Source organism: Pseudomonas sp. P1_A1 (assembly GCF_056406935.1).
Genome location: NZ_JBFTZE010000014.1, coordinates 68,613 through 88,429, shown reverse-complemented (window position 1 = coordinate 88,429; position 19,817 = coordinate 68,613). Strand labels below are relative to the sequence as shown.

The following is a 19,817-nucleotide window of genomic DNA, read 5'->3' as shown; positions in this document are numbered from 1 at the left end:
CGCCTCACCCGATCTCGGCGGCGCGTTTGACCGCGGCGCGGATTCTTGGATAGGTGCCGCAGCGGCAAATGTTGCCGGACAACGCCTGGTCGATGTCGCTGTCGGTAGGCTTGGGGATCTTCGCCAGCAACGCGGCCGCCGACATGATCTGCCCGGACTGGCAATAACCGCACTGAACCACATCGAGTTCGGCCCAGGCCTGTTGCACCGGGTGCGAGCCGTCGCTGGACAGGCCTTCAATAGTGAGAATTTTCTGACCGTGGGCCACCGTCGTGGCGGGCGTGATGCAAGAGCGCAGCGGCGCGCCGTCGACGTGGACGGTGCAGGCGCCACACTGGGCCATGCCGCAACCGAATTTGGTGCCCGTCAGGTGTGCGACATCGCGCAGAACCCAGAGCAACGGCATGTCCGCGGGGACATCCAGTTCCTGGTCCTTGCCATTGATATTCAGGGTCAGCATGGCTGATTTCCTCAGACTCACGGTGTTCTGAAGGGGCGCAGCTGTGGCAACGAAATACCTACGCGGCGCCTTGGGTTATCCCTACAGCTAAGCGCAATTTCACCCGCAAGCCATGTTCATCGACCACCGGTCGCTCCCGTCCCGTAGCAGCAGCCTCGCGCAGCTCGGCAGCTGCTATGGACTTGTCGATCTACGGCGCCACCCGTCTACTGCGGACTGGCTACGCTGATAATCCAGTGTGTTTAACCTGCCGAGGACAACCGCCATGCAACGCTTTCCAAAACTCACACCCTGCCTGTGGTTCGACGATCAGGCCGAAACGGCGGCGAAATTCTATTGCTCGATCTTCGATCACTCGAAAATCACCGCCATCACCCATTACGGCAAGGCCGGTCAGGAAATCCACGGTCGCCCGGAAGGCTCGGTGATGACGGTTAGCTTCGAGCTAGACGGGCAAAGCTTCACCGGCCTCAATGGCGGGCCAGTGTTCACCTTCAATGAAGCGGTGTCGTTCCAGGTCAACTGCCAGAACCAGGAGGAAGTCGACCACTTCTGGGGCAACCTGTCTGCCGGTGGGCCTGTGCAGGCGCAGCAGTGCGGCTGGCTCAAGGACAAATTCGGTGTGTCGTGGCAAATCGTGCCGGTGGCGCTGATGCACATGATGCAAGACCCCGATACGCACAAGTCCCAGCGCGCGATGCAAGCGATGCTGCAAATGAAAAAGCTCGACATCGCTGAACTGGAACGAGCCTTTGCCGGCCAGAGCTAATACACTCAGGCACTGGCCCGCCGAGGACATCGAGATGAAGCACACCGTCGCCAAAGATGCAGACAAAGCCCCGCGTTTCTGGCGCGACGACGCCCTGCCCTTCATCGAAGCCCGCTCCATCGCCGACGGCCGCGAGGTCTGCTACGCCCGGCATTCCCACGAACACTTTTCCATCGGTGCAATCACCGCCGGGCGCAGCACCTATATTCACGAGCAATCGGAGTTTGAGGTCAGCGCCGGCACCCTGGTGTTGATGAACCCTGGCGATGTGCATGCCTGCAATCCGATCGACGACCAGCCCTGGTCGTACCTGATGCTGTATGTCGAGACGCCCTGGCTGACCGACTTGCAGCATCAGCTCGGCTTCAGCCAGGACTCGGCGTTTCGCCGGTTTTCCATCACCCACAATCGCGATGTCGAGCTGTTTGCCGGCCTGAAGAACTTGTACGAGGTGTTGGTCGATCAGCAGCAAGACGTGCTGTGCAAGCACAGCGCGGCGGTGGAGTTTTTCACCGAGGTGCAACAGCGGCTCAACCCCATTGATCAACCGTTGCGTGAACCCAACTTCAAGCTGGAACGGGCCGCCGACTACATCCGTGACAACTGCACGCACCTGATCAAGCTCGAAGACATTTGCGAAGCGGCGCAACTGTCGCCGTCCTACCTGATCCGCGCCTTCAAGCAGTATTACGGCATGACGCCCCATGCGTTTTTGGTCAACCGGCGCATCCAGTTCGCCCGGGATCGACTGCGCAGCGGCAGGCTGATCGCCGATGTAGCGCTGGAAGCCGGGTTTGCCGACCAGGCGCATTTTCAGCGGGCGTTCAAACAGCATCTGGCGGCGACACCGGGGCAATATCGCGGCTGAAGTTACAGGTGATAACAGACCTTACATACTCGACAATTAATAACGATAGACACACCCCACTCTTCGCTAAAGACGAAACACATAGAAACGCAAGCATAGTACCCAACTTCTGCCGCAGAATTTAAGCTTCCACTGCACGTTACAACCAGACAACCAGAAGATGGAACTTCCAACTTGAACACTGCAGACAACACCCTTTATCACTCGACCAACGAGCGCCAGAAACAATCGATCACCGACGCCATCACTACGATTATCGGCGATGAATATATAAGAGCACACATTGGCTGGTCATGGGACCGTCTGACCGCTACCCGCGTGAGCGGTTCGGAGTTTGATACTGTTCACCGTCCAGGCCATGTTTATCTGGCAAGATTAACCAGGCAACCCGAGTTCTCAAGAATCCTGAAAGAGCAATCAATCCCCGAGACCGCGGCGTTTCATGTCGATGAACATGGTCGGCTCTCTTACGCTTATCAAAACCTGAGTAGCCGCGAGCACAATTCGGCCACGGTTACCGTTACTTTCTTGTCCACGCCTGTGGACATCACAAACCATTTCACCCGCCTCGCCAATTTTGAAGAAGATTTGAAACTTCTAGCCAATATAGCCAAGTTGACCGGCGGATTTGTCACATCGAGCAAACAGATCGCAATCGGCCAGTGGCTACATTTCCACGGAGTGTCGCTTCCAGCCACTGAAGAAGACACTAAAGATCTGTTGGACTTACTCAATTTCGCCACGCTTCCAGAAACCTCGCCCTATGGAAATTACTGGCAATTGCTGGACTCGCCCAAAGACTCACCGTTCGAACTCACGGAGGAAAACCGCGCAATCATTCGCCGCGTGATTGAGGAAGAAACCGAAGGAGAAACTTCTTTGGTTGCGCTGTATGGCCAGTCACTGAAACTTGAAAGCTTTTCCGCTGATCAATTGCCCACCAGCCAAGGTTACCGCCTGATAAGGCTTATCGATATTGCGGTGTTTCTCGCCAACCAGGGTCAAGCCTACATCGAAGCTTTGGGCTGGTTCGCCGACGAGTCAGGGCTAAAGCCTACAGAGCAGCTCATAGAACAACTGTTGATTGCGGCGATGCTGCTCGACCTGGACCCAGAGCTCGATAGTGCCAATACATCGTTTGCAGGCTTTGACCTGTACTCGAAACGCCACTTGCTCGTCCGCCCCTCAGAAGTGCGCGCGCAACTGGAACAGCACCTGGTTACCCGACTCAAGCTCGACGTGATCATTGCGCCGCTGGTCGCGGAGCTGGTGCTGGGAGGCATGGCACCGGAATATCTTGCCCTTGATCTACCGGCTAATCTGCGTATCGGTACACCGGCCTGGGTCGTTTTCACTCAGGCCGTTCACTTTGCCGAAGCGATCGTCCCCGGCGTTTCCCGGAGCATGACCTACCAACATCTGCTGGGATTCGCCCGGGCAGCGGAACTGACCCCTCAGCTGAAAACAGTGTTTGCCGCGAACTCGGCTGACCCGGTAATCACCTGGGCGCTGATGAACGACCTGATCGCCCGGGATTCAGAGGGCAACCTCAGTCAGCAAGCCGTTACTTTGGCTATGGAGGAGTACCAACAACATGCAGACACGATGACAAGCGCTTTGTCTGACCTGGACAAACCGTTACCCCATCGCAAGGCTCTCGCGCTGGAAGAACTGAAATCCTGGGAGCCTGATTGTGACCCTGAGGAGCTATTGGTCAAACATCGTGGAACAGGCGGCGGTGCCGGAAGGAAGGTATCGGTTGTCGATCTTTATATGGGTGACGAGCTTCACACCGAAGATTGGGACCGAGCCAAAGGAAAAAGTATTTACCAGTCATTCCCTGATCTGGTTAGCCTGCAACCCGCTGCCGATTTATATAAGGAAGCGATCCAAGCCCACCACACCTCAATGACAGATGCGTTATCTGCCATTATTAAAATTACATTTTCGCAAATGAACCTGGTGGACAAGCAGTTCATCGAAGAAGGTCACCTGGGTATCTATTGTGTTCAGGGGTACACAACGACCCGATTCGAAAATCTTCCCAACCCCACACACGTTATAAGACCTGTGACTCCCATACCTGGAAAGACCGGTCGTTTCGGCGTTCTCATCTGTGCGGCACTCAACTCTGAGCTTCGTTGCTACCAGCTTTTCCCAATGAGGATGGAATGTACATTCAGCGAGGAGCTCAGCAAATTGCTGCTCCCTATAGTGATGAACAACGGGACCACAACCGAAGCAAACTTTGTAGACCACAAAAAACACTTGGAAGGCCACCTGGATATACGTGCTTATCGTGAAAACTCAGCACCTCGCAGCTATCAAAAATCCGCCTTTTTCATCCGCAAGTTGGGTGAGTTCAACACATCATCAGCGGATGCAGACGCCACCACGCCGAACCGCTACTTTCGCTCCGTGCGCAAAGAAGCTATCAGCAACCTTATCGCAAAGGAGAACCCGTATTTCACCGAAGACGAACTGATGCAACTGGGCCTGGATCAGACACAACGCGAAAAAGCGATTGAAAAGACCGATGCCATCTTCACGTTCATTGTGAACCTGATCATTCCGTTCAAGGAATGCGTCGAGGAACTTTCCTCTGGAGATTCCTCGCGGCAAAGGGGCGCCATCCTGGGTTGCGTTATCGACGCCGCGGCCCTCTTTGTTTCCGTTGCCGCCTTAGGTATTAAAGTGGCCGCTATCAGCGCAAAAGCCACGACCCTGGTCTCGAAACTGCTTTCTACTTCGAAAGTCGTTGCCGCTACTGCCATCAGTCTGTTCAATCCCGTTGACGGAGTTCCTCAACTACTCAAGGGCGGCGGAAAACTGTTGGGGCGAGGCGTGAAGAAACTCGGCGCCCATGCCCTCTCTGTATCCAGTCTGGCCAGGCAGCAATTGCTTTTTATGTCGGGTGCAAACAGTTACGACCTGATCAAGGCCATCAACCATACAGACGCGGCGCTGCGAATTCGCATGTCGCTGGATACGGTTGCCCATGGCCGTGTGCTGTTCAAGGACGACACCATAGAAACCGTTGAACAGATTCTGTCTCTCCTGGGTAATAAAAACAGGCGCTTGCCGGACAACGCAACCCATATAGAACTGGATCATTTGTTTAACAATGCGGTGGTTGAATCGGCAACCAAATTCAAGCAAGCGCAAGATTTGGAGGCATTGATCGGCCGAACGGCTGTTGATGACCTTTTCAAGGCAGTGCTGGAAAAAGCGCAATATGGATACACCAGCGCGCGTTCGGCGTCAGGTGCCGAAGGTTACGCCGATACGCTGGCAACCTTTGCCCAGGTCGAAGCGAAAAACGTTACCTATATGAAAAGTTACCAGCAGAACGTGCTGCAACAGGATCTGAGCAAGGCGCCATTTAACCAGGTCATGCCGGAATCGACCTTTAATTCAACTGGTTTCACCGATAACTCGCAAAGGGCCGGAGCCTGGATCGTCAATGGTTCTACATCCCCAGGTAACGACCTCGACAGCATCGTTGCGATACTGCGCGAGTACGCGGGCAACCAAAAATCGCTGACGGATCCCGCCGTGATCAAACAGCTTCACGCCCGTATTGCGCCGGCCACCTCAGACGTCGTACGCGTCGGCGTCAATGATAAGAAATACGCCAGCAATATCAGTGGCTTCGCCGCGATGGAACAGCATCTGAAAGTACTCGATACCAGCCACGAGCATTTCGACAAGCATTTGCTCGCGACCGTCGTGGGTTTCCACGGTCTGGGCGACGGTAACGGCCGAACCGGTCGTGCGCTGTATGCCATCAGCCAGCTACGAAACAGCCGGTTCACACCGTTGACAAAAAACGAGTTCAGCTTGCTACACGGCCTCGATTGAGATGATTGTCTGGGGGATGGTGCTAGGAAAACAGCAAATACGCTGCACTCACCCCCAGCAGTCCAGCCATCATCCGATTGAACAGGCGCATGCCCGCCGGGTTGCCCAGATAACCACGCAAAAACGTCCCGGCATACGCCCAACAGCCGACAGACACATAGCAAATCACCAGATACACCGCCGCAAACTGCCAGACCAGCCGCGCTTCGCCGTCCGCGACGAACGCGCCCATGCCCGCTACACAGGCCAACCAGGCTTTCGGATTGAGCCATTGCATCATCGCGCCATATAACATCGACGGCGCCCGGTGCGATTTATCCGCATCGATGCGACCATCGTCCGCCGCCAGCTTCCAGGCCATGAACAACAGAAACGCAACACCCGCCAGTTGCACCACTTGCGTCAGCGCCGGCCACAGCCGCAATACCTCATGCAACCCCAATCCCATCAATACCAGCAATAAAACAAAACCCAGCGTTGCTCCAGCGACATGTCGCTGACTGGCGCGAAAACCGAACTGCGCCCCCGAACTCAACGCCACAATGTTCACTGGCCCCGGTGTAATGGAAGCGACCAAGGCAAACGCCGCCATGGAAAGAATCAGACTCATTGCATACCTTCTTCATTTCAGTTGAACCAGGGCTCAAGGTAAAGAGCCAGGGGAACTCTGTATTGAAGAAAACAACCCTTGCCTGTTCGGCGATGCATGTCGCTCCCTGTAGGTTGCAAGACTGTCACGAGGCACCTTATGGCGGGCCTATACTTCAAGAGTCGGCACACTCGATGCGGGGCGCGTCGAGTGATCGTTCACGCAGGTCACGGCCTGCCTTCATCGTAGGGAGGAGAAGATCATGGCGCGTAAATATATCGACTGCCGCGAGTTTCCAAGCGCTTCAAAATGCTCGGTCGCGCTGTCCGCAGACTCTGAAAACGAACTGCTCGAGGCCGCTGCACAGCATGCGGTGAGTGTTCACAAACACACCGACTCACCCGAACTGCGTGCTCAACTGAAGACAATGTTCCACGACGGCACCCCGCCCGTAGAAGCACCGCGTCCGGCGTAGGAACTGCCGAAGGCTGCGATCCGGAAAAAAGGGACAGACCACGACTCAAGGCAAATGCCGAACAATCGTGGGCTGTCCCGTGTTTGTCTCTGTACGGCTATTTGCATCCACCGCTGTATGGGCCAAATCACCAACCACCCGTGATAAAAATACCGCTCTCGTTCCTGGAGCCCCGTTCATGGACCTCGCCACCCTCTTCCTGTTTTTGCCGGCCTGCTTCGCCCTGAACATGGCCCCCGGCCCGAACAATCTGTTGTCAGTCAGCAACGCCACCCGTTATGGCTATCGTCGTGCCTGTGTGGCCGGCGTCGGGCGTTTGCTGGCGTTTGCCGGGATGATCGGCCTGGCCGCCGCCGGGTTATCGGTGGTGCTGAAAACCTCGGAATGGCTGTTCTACGCGATCAAGATCATCGGTGCCGCCTACCTGTTGTACCTGGCGTGGCAACTGTGGCGTGCCAATCCCGAGGCCGAGCAGCACGTCACCGGCACGCCGGTGGGGATCCTGGCCCTGGCGCGGCAGGAGTTTCTGGTGGCAGCGGGTAATCCCAAGGCCATTTTACTGTTCACCGCCTTCCTGCCGCAGTTCGTCGACCCGACACAGGCGGTGGCGCCGCAATTCGCGGTGCTCGGCGCGTTGTTCCTGCTGCTGGAATGGATCGCCATCAGCGCCTACGCCTACATGGGCCTGCACATGCGCCGCTGGTTCGCCGAACCACGGGGCAAGCGGATGTTCAACCGTTGCTGCGCGGGATTGTTGTCGGCGGCGGCTTCGGTGCTGTTGATGGCAAAACGGGCCTGACCTTTACGCCTGGGACGGCCCTTTCAGTTCGACCTGGTTGCCGTCCGGATCGAAGCAATAGATCGACAGCCCGTTGCCTTCGGCACCGAAACGCACGGCGGCTTTCTCGGGTTTCAGGCCAAAGGACTGCAAGTGACTGATCAGCGCTTGCTCGTCAAACGGTTCGATGCGCAGGCAGAAGTGGTCGACGTTGCGCCGTACGCGACCAGCGGCAGCACCGCCCGTGCGGCCGAGTTCGCCCTGGATGTCGACGAGGTCGATCATCGAGGTGCCCGCACGCAAATGCACCAGGCCCAGATCGTCGCGGCGCTTGACCAGTTCGGCACCGAGTACCTTGCCGTAAAACGCGATGCTGCGTTCAAGGTTCTCGACGCGCAGGACGATGTGATCGATGTGTTTAATCGTGAATGCTTGCATTGGGATGAATTCCTGAAAGTATCGTTTACAGCATTGCCAATGACCCGATGACTGTAGCTCAGGGTGCAAAAATTCTCTGTCGATTTTCCGGTGGAGGCGCCAGGCGACGCGGCTTATGCTCAGCCCATGAACCTACAGAACGTTGTACTTCCGCCCCACGCCGAGATGGTTCGCGCCATGCTCGAACGCGACACCGCCTACGAGGGGGTGTTTTTTACTGCGGTCAAAACCACCGGCATCTTCTGCCGCCCCAGTTGCACGGCGCGCAAACCGAAGCCGGAAAACGTCGAGTTCTTCGCTCATGCCGATGAGGCGATGTCGGCGGGTTATCGAGCCTGCCTGCGGTGCAAGCCGCTGGACGCCGCGGCCATTGCACCGGACTGGGTGCAACGACTGCTGAAATCCGTCGACGCCGACCCCGACCTGCGCTGGACCGATGCCCAATTGCTCGCCGAGGGCATCGAGCCGCTGAAACTGCGGCGCTGGTTCAAGCAGCATTTCGGCATGACCTTTCACGCCTGGCTGCGCAGCCGACGCCTGGGCATCGCCCTCGGAGGCATCAAACAAGGCGAATCCATCGACAACGCGGCGTTCGATTCCGGCTACGAATCCCTGAGCGGTTTTCGCGATGCGTTTCAAAAGTCGTTCCACACCACGCCCGGCCGCGCCGCCCACAGCGAGCCTCTGCTGTTCACTCGATTGACCACGCCGCTGGGGCCGATGATCGCCATGGCCGAACGGCGTGGGCTGGTGCTATTGGAGTTTCTCGACCGACCGGCATTGACCAAGGAAATCGAAGAACTGCAGCACCGTTATGGCTACGCCGTGGCCCCCGGTCACAACGGCCATTTGCAGCAGATCGAAGAGGAACTGGCGCAATACTTCGCCGGCAAACGGAGCGAATTCAGCGTGCCCCTGCACCTGCCCGGCAGCGCGTTCGCCAAGCAGGTGTGGAGCGAATTGACCAAGATCCCCTACGGCCAGACCAGCACCTATGGCGCGATTGCCGCGCAACTAGGCAAGCCCGGCGCCAGTCGCGCCGTGGGCATGGCCAACGGACAAAACCGTCTGGCGATTGTGCTGCCCTGTCATCGGGTGATCGGCGCAGACGGCTCGTTGACCGGCTATGGTGGTGGACAACCGCGTAAAGCGTTTCTGCTCAGGCTGGAAAGCGCCGCGGTGCAAATCACCCAACAACTGGCATTCTGATCACTCCATTGTTTTTCAATAAAAAGTCATAAGGAGGGACATTCAATGGACACACTCGACACTCAATTCCATCAACTGCACCAGAGCGGGCTGCTGATTCTGACCAACGTCGCCGATGCCACCGGAGCGCGACTGGTGGAACAGTTGGGCAGCAAAGCCGTGGCCACCAGCAGCGCAGCCGTGGCCTGGGTGCATGGTTATCCGGATGGCAACACCTTGCCGCTTGAGCGGCTGGTTTCCAGCGTCGAATCCATCGTTCGGGTCATCAGCGTGCCGTTGAGCGTGGACATTGAGGCGGGTTATTCCGATGACCTGGAGCGAGTTGCGCTAGTGGTCGACGCGGTGATCGCCGCCGGTGCCGTGGGGATCAATATCGAGGACGGTGCTACCTCGCCCGACCTGCTGGCCCGCAAGATCGAAATCGCGCGGCAGGTTGCCAATCGCCGGGATGTGAAGCTGTTCATCAATGCCCGCACCGACGTATACCTCAGGGGCCTGGTGCCGGCCGAAGATCGCGTCGCCGAGACGCTCAAACGAGCCGCGTTGTATCAGGCGGCCGGTGCCGACGGACTGTTCGCCGCTGGCGTCACGGCGGCGTACGAGATCGACGCCCTGTGCCACGGCACGACGCTGCCGCTGAACGTGCTCGGCTTCCCGGGCCTGCCTTCGCCTGAAGAACTGCAAGCCCTTGGCGTGCGCCGTTTGAGTGCCGGCTCGGGCATCGCCGAGTTCCTCTACGGCGCCATGGCYGGCTTGGCCAAAAGYTTTCTGCAAACCGGCACGCTCGACAGCAGTAACCTCAAGGCCTTCACCTACAGCCAAGTGAACGCTCTGCTGGCCCCGACCGGCAAAGTTTGACCGCAAGCAATGGAGTGCGGCGCTGCAGGGGGACGACTAGTCTTCCCGCAGCCACCCGCCCCTCAGGATGCTCCATGCCCGACACCTATCAACTGGCCAGCGAATTCCTCTCGGCCCTCGATGCCGACTGGCAGCGCCATATCAGCGCCATCGGCCCCTGCCTGCATCAACCCCATGCGGCACGCGATCCTTATGAGTCGCTGGTGCGGGCGATTGCCTATCAGCAACTGCATGCAAAGGCCGGCGATGCGATTGTCGGCCGGCTTCTGGCGTTGTTTCCATCGAGCACCTTCCCCAGACCCGAGCAGATCCTGGCGACCGACTTCGAGCAGATGCGCGGTTGCGGCTTTTCCGCCAGCAAGATCGCAACCATTCAGGGCATCGCCCAGGCGGCTCTGGACGGCGTGGTGCCGGACTACGCCACGGCGCTGGCGATGGACGATGAAGCGTTGATCGAACGTTTGATCACCTTGCGCGGAGTGGGCCGCTGGACTGTGGAGATGCTGCTGATCTACAGCCTGGAACGGCCGGACGTTTTGCCAGCCGATGACTTTGGAGTGCGTGAGGGTTATCGCCGGCTGAAGGGGCTGGAACAACAACCGAGTCGCAAGCAGATGATTGATATCGGGTTGGCGTGGAGCCCTTATCGGACGGTGGCGTCGTGGTATTTGTGGCGGGTGCCTAACCGGTAGACCGCTATCGTTCATCGCGGGCAAGCCCACTCTCACAGGGATTTTCTGTGAACACATTATTTGGGAACACTGCAGACCCAATGTGGCAAGCGGGCTTGCTCGCAAAGAGGCCCGCGCATCCAGCACAAATTCAACTGCCCAGACAAGCCGACGGTCTAGTCTGTCTTGAGTCATCCCACCCCCATCGGAGGCTCCCATGCAGCTCGAAGGCTCCTGCCATTGCGGCGCGGTGTCGTTCAGTCTGACCAGCGCCCACCCCTACCCTTATCAGCGCTGCTACTGCTCCATCTGTCGCAAGACTCAGGGCGGTGGCGGTTATGCGATCAACCTGGCGGGCGACGCCCAGAGCCTCAAGGTGCGTGGTCGCAAGCACATCTCGATTTACCATGCGCGGCTCAAGGACGAAGGCGATAAACGTGCCCGGCGCAGCACCGCCGAGCGGCATTTCTGTTCCCTGTGCGGTTCGGGGCTATGGCTGTTCAGCCCTGAATGGCCGGAGCTGATTCACCCATTTGCCTCGGCCATCGACACCCCGTTGCCGGTGCCGCCCGAGCACACGCACCTGATGCTCGGCTCCAAAGCGCCGTGGGTGGAAGTCGAGGCGCATCCACGCGACCAGCAATTCGGGGTCTACCCCTCAGAGTCCATAGCCCAGTGGCATGTTCGCCTGGGTTTGAACCGCTAATCCAGATGCGCCCAGGTCATGCGAAACGACGCCCCACCCCACGGCGAATCCGCCACTTCCACTTGCCCGCCATGGGATTGAGACACCCGCCGCACCAGCGCCAGGCCCAGGCCGAAACCACCGGTGCGGCGGTCGCGGCTGGCATCGAGGCGCGAGAACGGTTCGAAGATTTTCGCCCGCCCGTCCAGCGGCACGCCCGGCCCATCATCGTTGACCTGCACTTCGTAATGATCACCGGTGCGCACCAACGACACTTCCACCCGCTGGTCGGCATAGCGAATGGCATTGCGCAGCAAATTGATCACCGCACGGGCCATGAAACGCGGTTCGATACGAATTTCGTCAACCTGACATTCGACAATCAGCAGTTGCACCCCGGCGGCTTCAGCCTCCAGCGCCACGCTGCCCACCACGCTGTCGAGCCAATGGCTGGCCTGAATGTTCTCCCGGGTGATCACCGTGGCGCCGCGTTCAAGGCTGGCGTACGTCAGCAACTCGGAAACCATTTCTTCCAGCTCGCCGAGGTCGGCGTACATGTCGGCAATCAACTCGCGGTTCTGGGTTGGGTCGGGCTGTTGCTTGAGTTGATCGAGTTCGAACGACAACCGCGCGATCGGCGTGCGCAGTTCATGGGACACCGCGTTGGTCAGCTCGCGCTGATTGGCGATCAGCCCCTCGATGCGCGCGGCCATCAGGTTGAAGTGTTCGGCCAGGTCACGAATGTTCGAGCGTTTGGACAGCTGGATGCGCGCCGACAGGTCGTTGTCGCCAAAGCGTTCGGCGGCCAGGCGCAGTGTCTCCAGATCGCGCCAGTGCGGGCGCACCCAGAAAAACAATACAAAACCGATCATCACCGCGATCATCAGATAGGCCGCGGCAATGTAGAACGGCATCAGACTCGGCTCGGCCGGCAACTTGATGCTCAGCAGCTGCGAACCATCGTCAATACGCGAGATGAACTGCGTGTACTTGTCGCGAATCACCAGCAGGCCCTGGGCCAACTCGGCCTTTTCCTGATCGGTCAGGGACAATTGATCGGTCTCGACCAGAGCAAGGCCCAAGCCGTAGTGAGGGCGTACGCTTTCCAGTTGTCGCTCCCGGGCCGGACTGTCCAGGCCGCGCAACTGCTCGGTCAGCGACCAGGCCTGACCACGTACCGCCTCTTGGTTATAGCTCTGCATCTGACCGTCGAGCAGCGCATCGAACGTGCGCTCGACGGTTTGTAGCGCCAGTATCAAACCCACCGTCATCACCAGAAACAGGCCGAGAAATAACCGCAGCATTTACAGCTCCCACGCAAACGGATTGAACAGATAACCCTTGCCCCACACGGTCTTGATGCACACCGGTTCGCGCGGGTTGTCCTTGAGCTTGCCGCGCAATTTGCTGATGTACACGTCGACGCTGCGGTTGAGGCCGTCGAAGGCGATACCGCGCATGCGGTTGAGGATGTCGTCGCGGGACAGAATCTTGCCGGCGGCGCTGGCCAGCAACCACAGCAGTTCGAATTCCATGGTGGTGAGCTCGATGCCCTCACCCGCCAGGCGCACTTCGCGGCAACTGCGATCGATGCTCAGATGGCCGAATTCCAGTGAGCTGCACACACTGCTGTCCGGCATCTGACGGCGTTGCAAGGCGCGCAGACGGGCGAGCAGCACGGGGGGTTTGATGGGTTTGATCACGTAGTCGTCGGCACCGGATTCCAGGCCGAGGATGTGATCGAGGTCGTCTTCCTTGGCGGTGAGAATGACGATGGGTGTGTCGGATACGCTGCGGATTTCGCGGCACACGTGCAGGCCGCTCTGGCCCGGCAACATCAGGTCGAGTACGACGATTTTCGGTTTGAATTCAAGGAAAGCGGCTACCGCGAGGTCTCCGCGGTGCACCTCGCGGACTTCAAAACCGTGTTGGGACAGGAAATGCGCAATCAGCCCGGAGAGCTTCTCGTCGTCTTCCACCAGCAATACTTTGCCAAAACCCAGGTTATCCATAACGACCGTCTGCCGACCCTTGAATGAAATGGCCGGCATTATGGCGCCAATCGGTGACGGGACGATTATCGCAGGCAGCAAAAACCGGCCACGGGGGCCGGTTTTTGGCGATGTTTCATTCTTTTAAGAGTTTTTAACAATTCAGACGCAGAAGATCGGCATACAGGGTTATGCGGCGGCTGGGACACCGCTGTGAAAGCGGAACTCCACATCCGGCGACTCGATCAGTTCCTGCTCGGCAGCACGAACCCGGTCAATGACCTGCGCAATGTCCTTGGCATCCCCGTACTGGTAGGCCAGCTTCAGATAGCCCTGGAAATGCCGGGCTTCGCTTTTCAGCAGGCCGAAATAGAACTTGCCCAATTCCTCATCCAGATGCGGCACCAACGCCTCGAAACGCTCGCAACTGCGGGCTTCGATAAAAGCGCCGACCACCAGGGTGTCCACCAGTTTCACCGGTTCGTGGCTGCGCACCACTTTGCGCAGCCCTGAGGCGTAACGCCCGGCGGACAGCTGACGCAGCTCGATCTTGCGTTTTTTCATCAGGCGCATGACCTGCTCGTGGTGCACCAGCTCTTCCCGGGCCAGACGCGACATCAGGTTGATCAGATCGACGTGGGAGTGGTACTTGGCAATCAGGCTCAACGCCGTGCTGGCCGCCTTGAATTCGCAGTTTTTGTGGTCGATCAGCAGCGTTTCCTGATCGGCCAGCGCGGCCTGGACCCAACCGTCGGGCGTGCGGCAGCCGAGGAACTCGTGAATTTCGGGAAGGATCATGGGGCTCACGGATAAAAGGTTCAAAACGAAGGGCGCCGATTATACCGGCCTGCCGACAGACCACCAGTCGCCACCGTTGATATGCATCAAGTCGCGAATGCCCGACCAGCAACTATAGTTGTCCAACGCAGTGTTTTTACCTTCCTGGAGAACCCGATCATGCAAGCCATTCGCAGCATTCTGGTGGTCATTGAACCCGAGCACTCGGAAAGCCTGGCGCTCAAACGGGCCAAATTGATCGCGGGTGTGACCCAGGCTCATCTGCACCTGTTGGTCTGCGATAAAAAGCATGATCACAGCGCGATGCTTGGCGTGCTCAAGGCGGCCCTGCTGGCGGACGGTTACAACGTCACCACCGAACAAGCCTGGAACGAAAGCCTGCACGACACCATTATCGATGTGCAGCAGGCTGAAGGTTGCGGGCTGGTGGTCAAGCAGCATTATCCCGACAGCCCACTGAAAAAGGCCCTGCTGACCCCGGCTGACTGGAAACTGCTGCGCTACTGCCCGACTCCGGTGCTGCTGGTAAAAACCGCCAAACCCTGGACCGGTGGCGTGATCCTGGCGGCCATCGATGTCGGCAACATGGATGGCGAACACCGCACCTTGCACGCCAGCATCATCGATCATGGCTACGACATTGCCAGCCTGGCCAAGGCCCATCTGCACGTAATCAGCGCCCATCCCTCGCCGATGCTGTCGGCGGCCGATCCGACGATGCAGCTCAAGGAAACCATCGAGGCCCGTTACCGCGAGCAGTGCCAGGCGTTCCAGGCCGAGTTCGACATCGACGACGATCACCTGCACATCGAGGAAGGCCCGGCGGATGTGTTGATTCCGTTTATGGCCCATAAGCTGGGGGCCTCCGTGACGGTGATCGGCACGGTGGCGCGGACCGGGTTGTCCGGGGCGTTGATCGGGAATACGGCGGAAGTGGTGCTCGATGCGCTGGAGAGCGATGTGCTGGTGCTCAAGCCGGACGAGATCATGGATCATCTGGAAGAGATCGTGACCCGGCATTGAGGCCACAGGTTAAGCAATCAGCCGCCGAAGGCGTCTTTTAGGAACCCCGGCGCAATGTAGCGCTGGTAATGCGCTTCCGAGAGCAGGAAAAATTCCCGATCAATGGCATCGCGCAATTCCGGCAGGTTCCAGTCGCGAAACTCCGGCAGCAGCACCATTCCGTAGGCTTCCAGGTTATTGATGACCCGCGCGCCCCGGGCGATCAGCTGATAAGCCCAGCAATACTCCGACTGATGCGGCACAAAGCGGATCTTGCGCTGTTCCAGCTGCATTCTTAGAAGCGCGGGATCGAAAATTTCTACCTTGGCGGCCATCACCTGCGACAACAGCTGCTCAAGCCGCAACCACACCGCGCGTTTTTCTTCCTCGTTGTAACCGTTCCAGTGGATCACTTCGTGGTGGAAACGCTTGCAGCCACGGCACACCAAATCACCGTAAACAGTGGAGCAGAGGCCGACGCAGGGGGTCTTGATGGTCTGATTGGGCATAGGTAGACAAAACACGGGAAAGCAGAACAGGTCGGCATGTTAGCCCTTTGTCTAACATTCATCACCCCTCAAAGTTTTGGACCTAACTTACCTTTCAAATTTTTTTGCCGTAGAATCAGCCAGCCTTTTAAGGCGCCAATGTCCGTTAAGAAGCTGTTTTCAAAGCGTCACGAGCACAGTCGTTCCTTCAGAGCGGTGTTGGCGAAGGGTTTTTCCAGCGGGGAAAAGCCCAACGCCAACCCTCATCAGCTCCCCGTTCTGCAGGCGTAAAACTTTGAAAGCAGCTTCTGTAAGGAATTGCCGGTAATTCTGGCTAAGCGGCCCACAACGCCACGCAGCGCATGAGTACGGCAATTTCGGGATGAGCGTCCCGGACACCCATTTGGGACCACTGATGAGGGTAATAACTGTGCTTGAAGCCTACCGCAAACATATCGAAGAGCGCGCAGCACTGGGTATCGTTCCCCAGCCGCTTAACGCCGAACAAACTGCAGGCCTGGTCGAGCTGCTGAAGAATCCCCCGGCTGGCGAAGAAGCTTTCCTCGTTGACCTGATCACCAATCGCGTTCCGCCAGGAGTTGACGAAGCCGCCTATGTAAAGGCCGGTTTCCTGTCTGCCCTCGCCAAGGGCGAAGCCAAATCCCCTCTGATCGACAAGAAGCGCGCTGTTGAACTGCTCGGCACCATGCAGGGCGGCTACAACATCGTGACCCTGGTAAACCTGCTGGACGACGCCGAACTGGCGCCAGTGGCTGCCGAAGAACTCAAGCACACCCTGCTGATGTTCGATGCCTTCCACGACGTGGCTGAAAAAGCCAAGAACGGCAACGTTCACGCCAAGGCCGTGCTGCAATCCTGGGCTGACGGCGAGTGGTTCAAGAAGCGCCCGGTGCTGGCCGACAAGATCAGCCTGCGCGTCTTCAAGGTGACCGGCGAAACCAACACCGACGACCTGTCCCCTGCTCCAGACGCCTGGTCGCGTCCAGACATCCCGCTGCACGCCCTGGCCATGCTGAAAATGGCCCGTGACGGTATCGTTCCGGACGAGCAAGGCAAGACCGGCCCGATGAAGCAGATCGAAGAAATGCGCGGTCAAGGCTTCCCTATCGCCTACGTCGGTGACGTGGTCGGTACCGGTTCCTCGCGTAAATCCGCTACCAACTCGGTACTGTGGTTCTTCGGCGACGACATTCCTTACGTGCCGAACAAGCGCGCTGGCGGTTTCTGCTTCGGCAGCAAAATCGCTCCGATCTTCTACAACACCATGGAAGATGCCGGCGCACTGCCAATCGAGTTCGACGTTTCCAACATGAACATGGGCGATGTGATCGACCTGTACCCGCATGCTGGCAAAGTCACCAAGCACAACAGCGACGAAGTCCTGACCACCTTCGAAATGAAGACCCCGGTTCTGCTGGACGAAGTCCGCGCCGGCGGCCGTATTCCGCTGATCATCGGCCGTGGCCTGACCGAGAAGGCTCGCGCCGAACTGGGTCTGCCACCGTTCGACCTGTTCAAGAAGCCTGAAGCACCGGCCGAAAGCACCAAGGGTTTCACCCTGGCGCAGAAAATGGTCGGCAAGGCTTGCGGCCTGGCAGAAGGCAAAGGCGTTCGTCCTGGCACCTACTGCGAACCGAAGATGACCACCGTGGGTTCCCAGGACACCACCGGTCCAATGACCCGTGACGAACTGAAAGACCTGGCGTGCCTGGGCTTCTCCGCTGATCTGGTGATGCAGTCCTTCTGCCACACCGCGGCTTATCCAAAGCCGATCGACGTGACCACCCACCACACCCTGCCTGACTTCATCATGACCCGCGGCGGCGTTTCCCTGCGTCCGGGCGACGGCATCATCCACTCGTGGCTGAACCGTATGCTGCTGCCAGACACCGTGGGTACCGGTGGCGACTCGCACACCCGTTTCCCGATGGGCATCTCGTTCCCGGCCGGTTCCGGTCTGGTCGCGTTCGCCGCTGCCACCGGCGTCATGCCGCTGGACATGCCGGAATCGATCCTGGTGCGTTTCAAAGGCAAAATGAAACCTGGCATCACCCTGCGTGACCTGGTTCATGCCATTCCTTACTTCGCCATCCAGAACGGTCTGCTGACCGTCGAGAAGAAAGGCAAGAAAAACGCCTTCTCCGGCCGCATCCTGGAAATCGAAGGCCTGGAAGGCCTGACGCTGGAACAGGCTTTCGAGCTGTCCGACGCGTCGGCCGAACGTTCGGCTGCCGGTTGCACCATCAAGCTGTCGAAAGAGTCGATCACCGAGTACCTGCAGTCCAACATCACCCTGCTGCGCTGGATGATCGGCGAAGGCTACGGCGATGCACGTACCCTGGAACGTCGTGCTCAAGCAATGGAAGCCTGGATCGCCAACCCGCAACTGATGGAAGCCGATGCCGACGCCGAATACGCCGAAGTCATCGAAATCGATCTGGCGGACATCAATGAGCCTGTGCTCTGCGCACCAAACGATCCGGACGACGCCCGTCTGCTCTCCAGCGTTGCTGGCGAGAAGATCGACGAAGTGTTCATCGGTTCGTGCATGACCAACATCGGTCACTTCCGCGCTGCCGGTAAACTGCTGGATCAGGTCAAGGGTCAGCTGCCAACCCGTCTGTGGCTGTCGCCGCCGACCAAAATGGACGCTCACCAGCTGACCGAAGAAGGCTACTACGGCATCTATGGCAAGGCCGGCGCACGCATGGAAATGCCAGGCTGCTCGCTGTGCATGGGTAACCAGGCACGTGTAGAGCCGAACTCCACCGTGGTGTCGACGTCGACCCGTAACTTCCCGAACCGTCTGGGTGACGGCGCGAACGTCTACCTCGCTTCGGCCGAGCTGGCGTCCGTTGCGTCCATCCTGGGTCGCCTGCCGACCGTCGAGGAGTACATGGAATACGCTGGCAAGATCGACAGCATGGCGGCCGACGTTTACCGTTACCTGTCCTTCGACCAGATCGCCGAGTTCCGTGAAGCTGCTGCGAACGCCAACATCCCGGTCGTTCAAGCCTAACGCTACAAAGCCATAAAAAACGCCGCCCATCGTGAGATGAGCGGCGTTTTTTTATGCCTGACGCCGATTACCCAGCTATCTTTGCCTGATGTCGGCACCAGGACGGCGTGCCACGAGGCCCCACGGGCCTTATCTCAAGGAGGAGTCATGCGGGTCATCCTGATCGCCATCGGTTCGGCCGATGACGTTTTCCCTTTCATTGGCCTGGCCAATGCGCTGAACCTGCGCGGTCATCGCGCGACCTTGTGCAGCCTGCCGGCGTTCAAAGCCACCGTCGAACAGTACGGGCTGGAATTCGAGCCGTTAGGCCCGCAAACCTGCGACGACACGCCCCGCCCGCGAGACTCGAAAAGCGCTTTGGCAGAGCAGTGGAACGCGGTCTCACACCTGCTCGAACCGACCTATGACTACATCGCAGCGCGGCGCCATGAGGATATCGTGGTGGTGGGCTCGTTTTGGGCGTTGGGCGCACGTGTGGCCCAGGAGAAGTTCGGCATTGCCTACCTTTCGGTACAGATTTCACCGTTCTTGCGCGAGGTCCATCGGCTGGCGCTGGACCAGCTCTGCGCGCCATCACTTAACGCCTTGCGCGCCAGAAAGGGCCTGGGTGGGATGGTTCAACACGTTATCAGCCAATGGATGCATTCGCCGGACGGGGTGATCAGCTTCTGCCCCGAGTGGTTCGCACCGCAGCAAGCCGCAGCGCCCGCCACACTGTGCAAGGCCTGCGAAAAAGCCGTTGCGGCTATCGAGCATTGCCGCCAGCGAACCAAAGGTCGTCTGGCCGGGCATTCGAAGGGGGCGATCAACCGGGGCAGCCCCGATTGATCGCCCGCG

At 58.6% G+C, this 19,817-nt stretch carries 19 protein-coding genes; 12 read left to right on the top strand and 7 right to left on the bottom strand.

Annotated features, from left to right (window positions below; translation table 11 throughout):
* Positions 1-4: 4 nt before the first annotated feature.
* Positions 5-460 carry a (2Fe-2S)-binding protein gene (locus tag AC1D2Q_RS20595; protein ID WP_428631504.1) on the bottom strand — a complete coding sequence of 152 codons (456 nt, stop codon included), beginning with the start codon at positions 458-460 and terminating at the stop codon, positions 5-7.
* Between the two features lie 265 nt (positions 461-725).
* Here AC1D2Q_RS20595 and AC1D2Q_RS20590 point away from each other — a divergent pair, with 265 nt between their 5' ends.
* The 3 genes from AC1D2Q_RS20590 (at position 726) to AC1D2Q_RS20580 (ending at position 5,958) form a co-directional block, all read left to right on the top strand.
* Positions 726-1,229 (top strand): VOC family protein, encoded by a 504-nt coding sequence (locus AC1D2Q_RS20590; protein ID WP_428631506.1) that lies wholly within the window; start codon positions 726-728, stop codon positions 1,227-1,229.
* Positions 1,230-1,263: 34 nt separating this feature from the next.
* Positions 1,264-2,097, top strand: a complete 834-nt coding sequence (locus tag AC1D2Q_RS20585; protein WP_477814371.1) for an AraC family transcriptional regulator — start codon at positions 1,264-1,266, stop codon at positions 2,095-2,097.
* 174 nt (positions 2,098-2,271) lie between these two features.
* Positions 2,272-5,958, top strand: a complete 3,687-nt coding sequence (locus tag AC1D2Q_RS20580) for a hypothetical protein (RefSeq protein ID WP_477814370.1) — start codon at positions 2,272-2,274, stop codon at positions 5,956-5,958.
* A 22-nt stretch (positions 5,959-5,980) separates the two neighbouring features.
* Here AC1D2Q_RS20580 and AC1D2Q_RS20575 read toward each other — a convergent pair whose 3' ends face one another.
* Positions 5,981-6,568: a LysE family translocator gene (locus AC1D2Q_RS20575; protein ID WP_477814369.1), complete on the bottom strand. Its 588-nt coding sequence runs from the start codon at positions 6,566-6,568 to the stop codon at positions 5,981-5,983.
* A gap of 241 nt (positions 6,569-6,809) precedes the next feature.
* On the opposite strand from AC1D2Q_RS20575, the gene AC1D2Q_RS20570 reads away from it, so the two are divergent.
* Complete coding sequence (locus AC1D2Q_RS20570; RefSeq protein WP_007937743.1) at positions 6,810-7,022, top strand: DUF1059 domain-containing protein; 213 nt, start codon at positions 6,810-6,812, stop codon at positions 7,020-7,022.
* Positions 7,023-7,200: 178 nt separating this feature from the next.
* The gene (locus AC1D2Q_RS20565) at positions 7,201-7,821 is read left to right on the top strand and encodes a LysE family translocator (protein WP_477814368.1); all 621 of its coding nucleotides are present in this window, start codon (positions 7,201-7,203) and stop codon (positions 7,819-7,821) included.
* A gap of 3 nt (positions 7,822-7,824) precedes the next feature.
* Here the strand turns inward: AC1D2Q_RS20565 and AC1D2Q_RS20560 are convergent, their stop codons facing one another.
* The gene (locus tag AC1D2Q_RS20560) at positions 7,825-8,238 is read right to left on the bottom strand and encodes a VOC family protein (RefSeq protein ID WP_477814367.1); all 414 of its coding nucleotides are present in this window, start codon (positions 8,236-8,238) and stop codon (positions 7,825-7,827) included.
* A 126-nt stretch (positions 8,239-8,364) separates the two neighbouring features.
* Here AC1D2Q_RS20560 and AC1D2Q_RS20555 point away from each other — a divergent pair, with 126 nt between their 5' ends.
* From AC1D2Q_RS20555 to AC1D2Q_RS20540, 4 genes are all read left to right on the top strand, one after another.
* Positions 8,365-9,447: a bifunctional transcriptional activator/DNA repair enzyme AdaA gene (locus AC1D2Q_RS20555; protein ID WP_477814366.1), complete on the top strand. Its 1,083-nt coding sequence runs from the start codon at positions 8,365-8,367 to the stop codon at positions 9,445-9,447.
* Between the two features lie 45 nt (positions 9,448-9,492).
* Positions 9,493-10,305 carry an isocitrate lyase/PEP mutase family protein gene (locus AC1D2Q_RS20550; RefSeq protein WP_477814365.1) on the top strand — a complete coding sequence of 271 codons (813 nt, stop codon included), beginning with the start codon at positions 9,493-9,495 and terminating at the stop codon, positions 10,303-10,305.
* Between the two features lie 74 nt (positions 10,306-10,379).
* Complete coding sequence (locus AC1D2Q_RS20545; RefSeq protein ID WP_477814364.1) at positions 10,380-10,997, top strand: DNA-3-methyladenine glycosylase family protein; 618 nt, start codon at positions 10,380-10,382, stop codon at positions 10,995-10,997.
* Positions 10,998-11,193: 196 nt separating this feature from the next.
* Positions 11,194-11,682 carry a GFA family protein gene (locus AC1D2Q_RS20540; protein ID WP_477814363.1) on the top strand — a complete coding sequence of 163 codons (489 nt, stop codon included), beginning with the start codon at positions 11,194-11,196 and terminating at the stop codon, positions 11,680-11,682.
* Here the strand turns inward: AC1D2Q_RS20540 and AC1D2Q_RS20535 are convergent.
* The 3 genes from AC1D2Q_RS20535 to AC1D2Q_RS20525 form a co-directional block, all read right to left on the bottom strand.
* Complete coding sequence (locus AC1D2Q_RS20535) at positions 11,679-12,965, bottom strand: ATP-binding protein (RefSeq protein ID WP_477814362.1); 1,287 nt, start codon at positions 12,963-12,965, stop codon at positions 11,679-11,681. The genes AC1D2Q_RS20540 and AC1D2Q_RS20535 overlap by 4 nt on opposite strands.
* Positions 12,966-13,673, bottom strand: a complete 708-nt coding sequence (locus tag AC1D2Q_RS20530) for a winged helix-turn-helix domain-containing protein (protein ID WP_477814400.1) — start codon at positions 13,671-13,673, stop codon at positions 12,966-12,968.
* 168 nt (positions 13,674-13,841) lie between these two features.
* A complete protein-coding gene (locus tag AC1D2Q_RS20525) occupies positions 13,842-14,450 on the bottom strand; it encodes a MiaE family protein (protein WP_105345386.1) in 609 nt (202 codons plus the stop codon).
* A 159-nt stretch (positions 14,451-14,609) separates the two neighbouring features.
* Here AC1D2Q_RS20525 and AC1D2Q_RS20520 point away from each other — a divergent pair, with 159 nt between their 5' ends.
* Complete coding sequence (locus tag AC1D2Q_RS20520; RefSeq protein WP_064618244.1) at positions 14,610-15,473, top strand: universal stress protein; 864 nt, start codon at positions 14,610-14,612, stop codon at positions 15,471-15,473.
* A gap of 17 nt (positions 15,474-15,490) precedes the next feature.
* Here AC1D2Q_RS20520 and AC1D2Q_RS20515 read toward each other — a convergent pair whose 3' ends face one another.
* Positions 15,491-15,961 carry a DUF1289 domain-containing protein gene (locus AC1D2Q_RS20515; RefSeq protein ID WP_007937731.1) on the bottom strand — a complete coding sequence of 157 codons (471 nt, stop codon included), beginning with the start codon at positions 15,959-15,961 and terminating at the stop codon, positions 15,491-15,493.
* A 409-nt stretch (positions 15,962-16,370) separates the two neighbouring features.
* Between AC1D2Q_RS20515 and acnB the strand changes: the two genes are divergently transcribed.
* Positions 16,371-18,980, top strand: a complete 2,610-nt coding sequence (acnB, locus tag AC1D2Q_RS20510) for a bifunctional aconitate hydratase 2/2-methylisocitrate dehydratase (protein ID WP_305412827.1) — start codon at positions 16,371-16,373, stop codon at positions 18,978-18,980.
* Between the two features lie 147 nt (positions 18,981-19,127).
* The gene (locus AC1D2Q_RS20505; RefSeq protein ID WP_477814361.1) at positions 19,128-19,808 is read left to right on the top strand and encodes a glycosyltransferase; all 681 of its coding nucleotides are present in this window, start codon (positions 19,128-19,130) and stop codon (positions 19,806-19,808) included.
* Positions 19,809-19,817 lie beyond the last annotated feature (9 nt).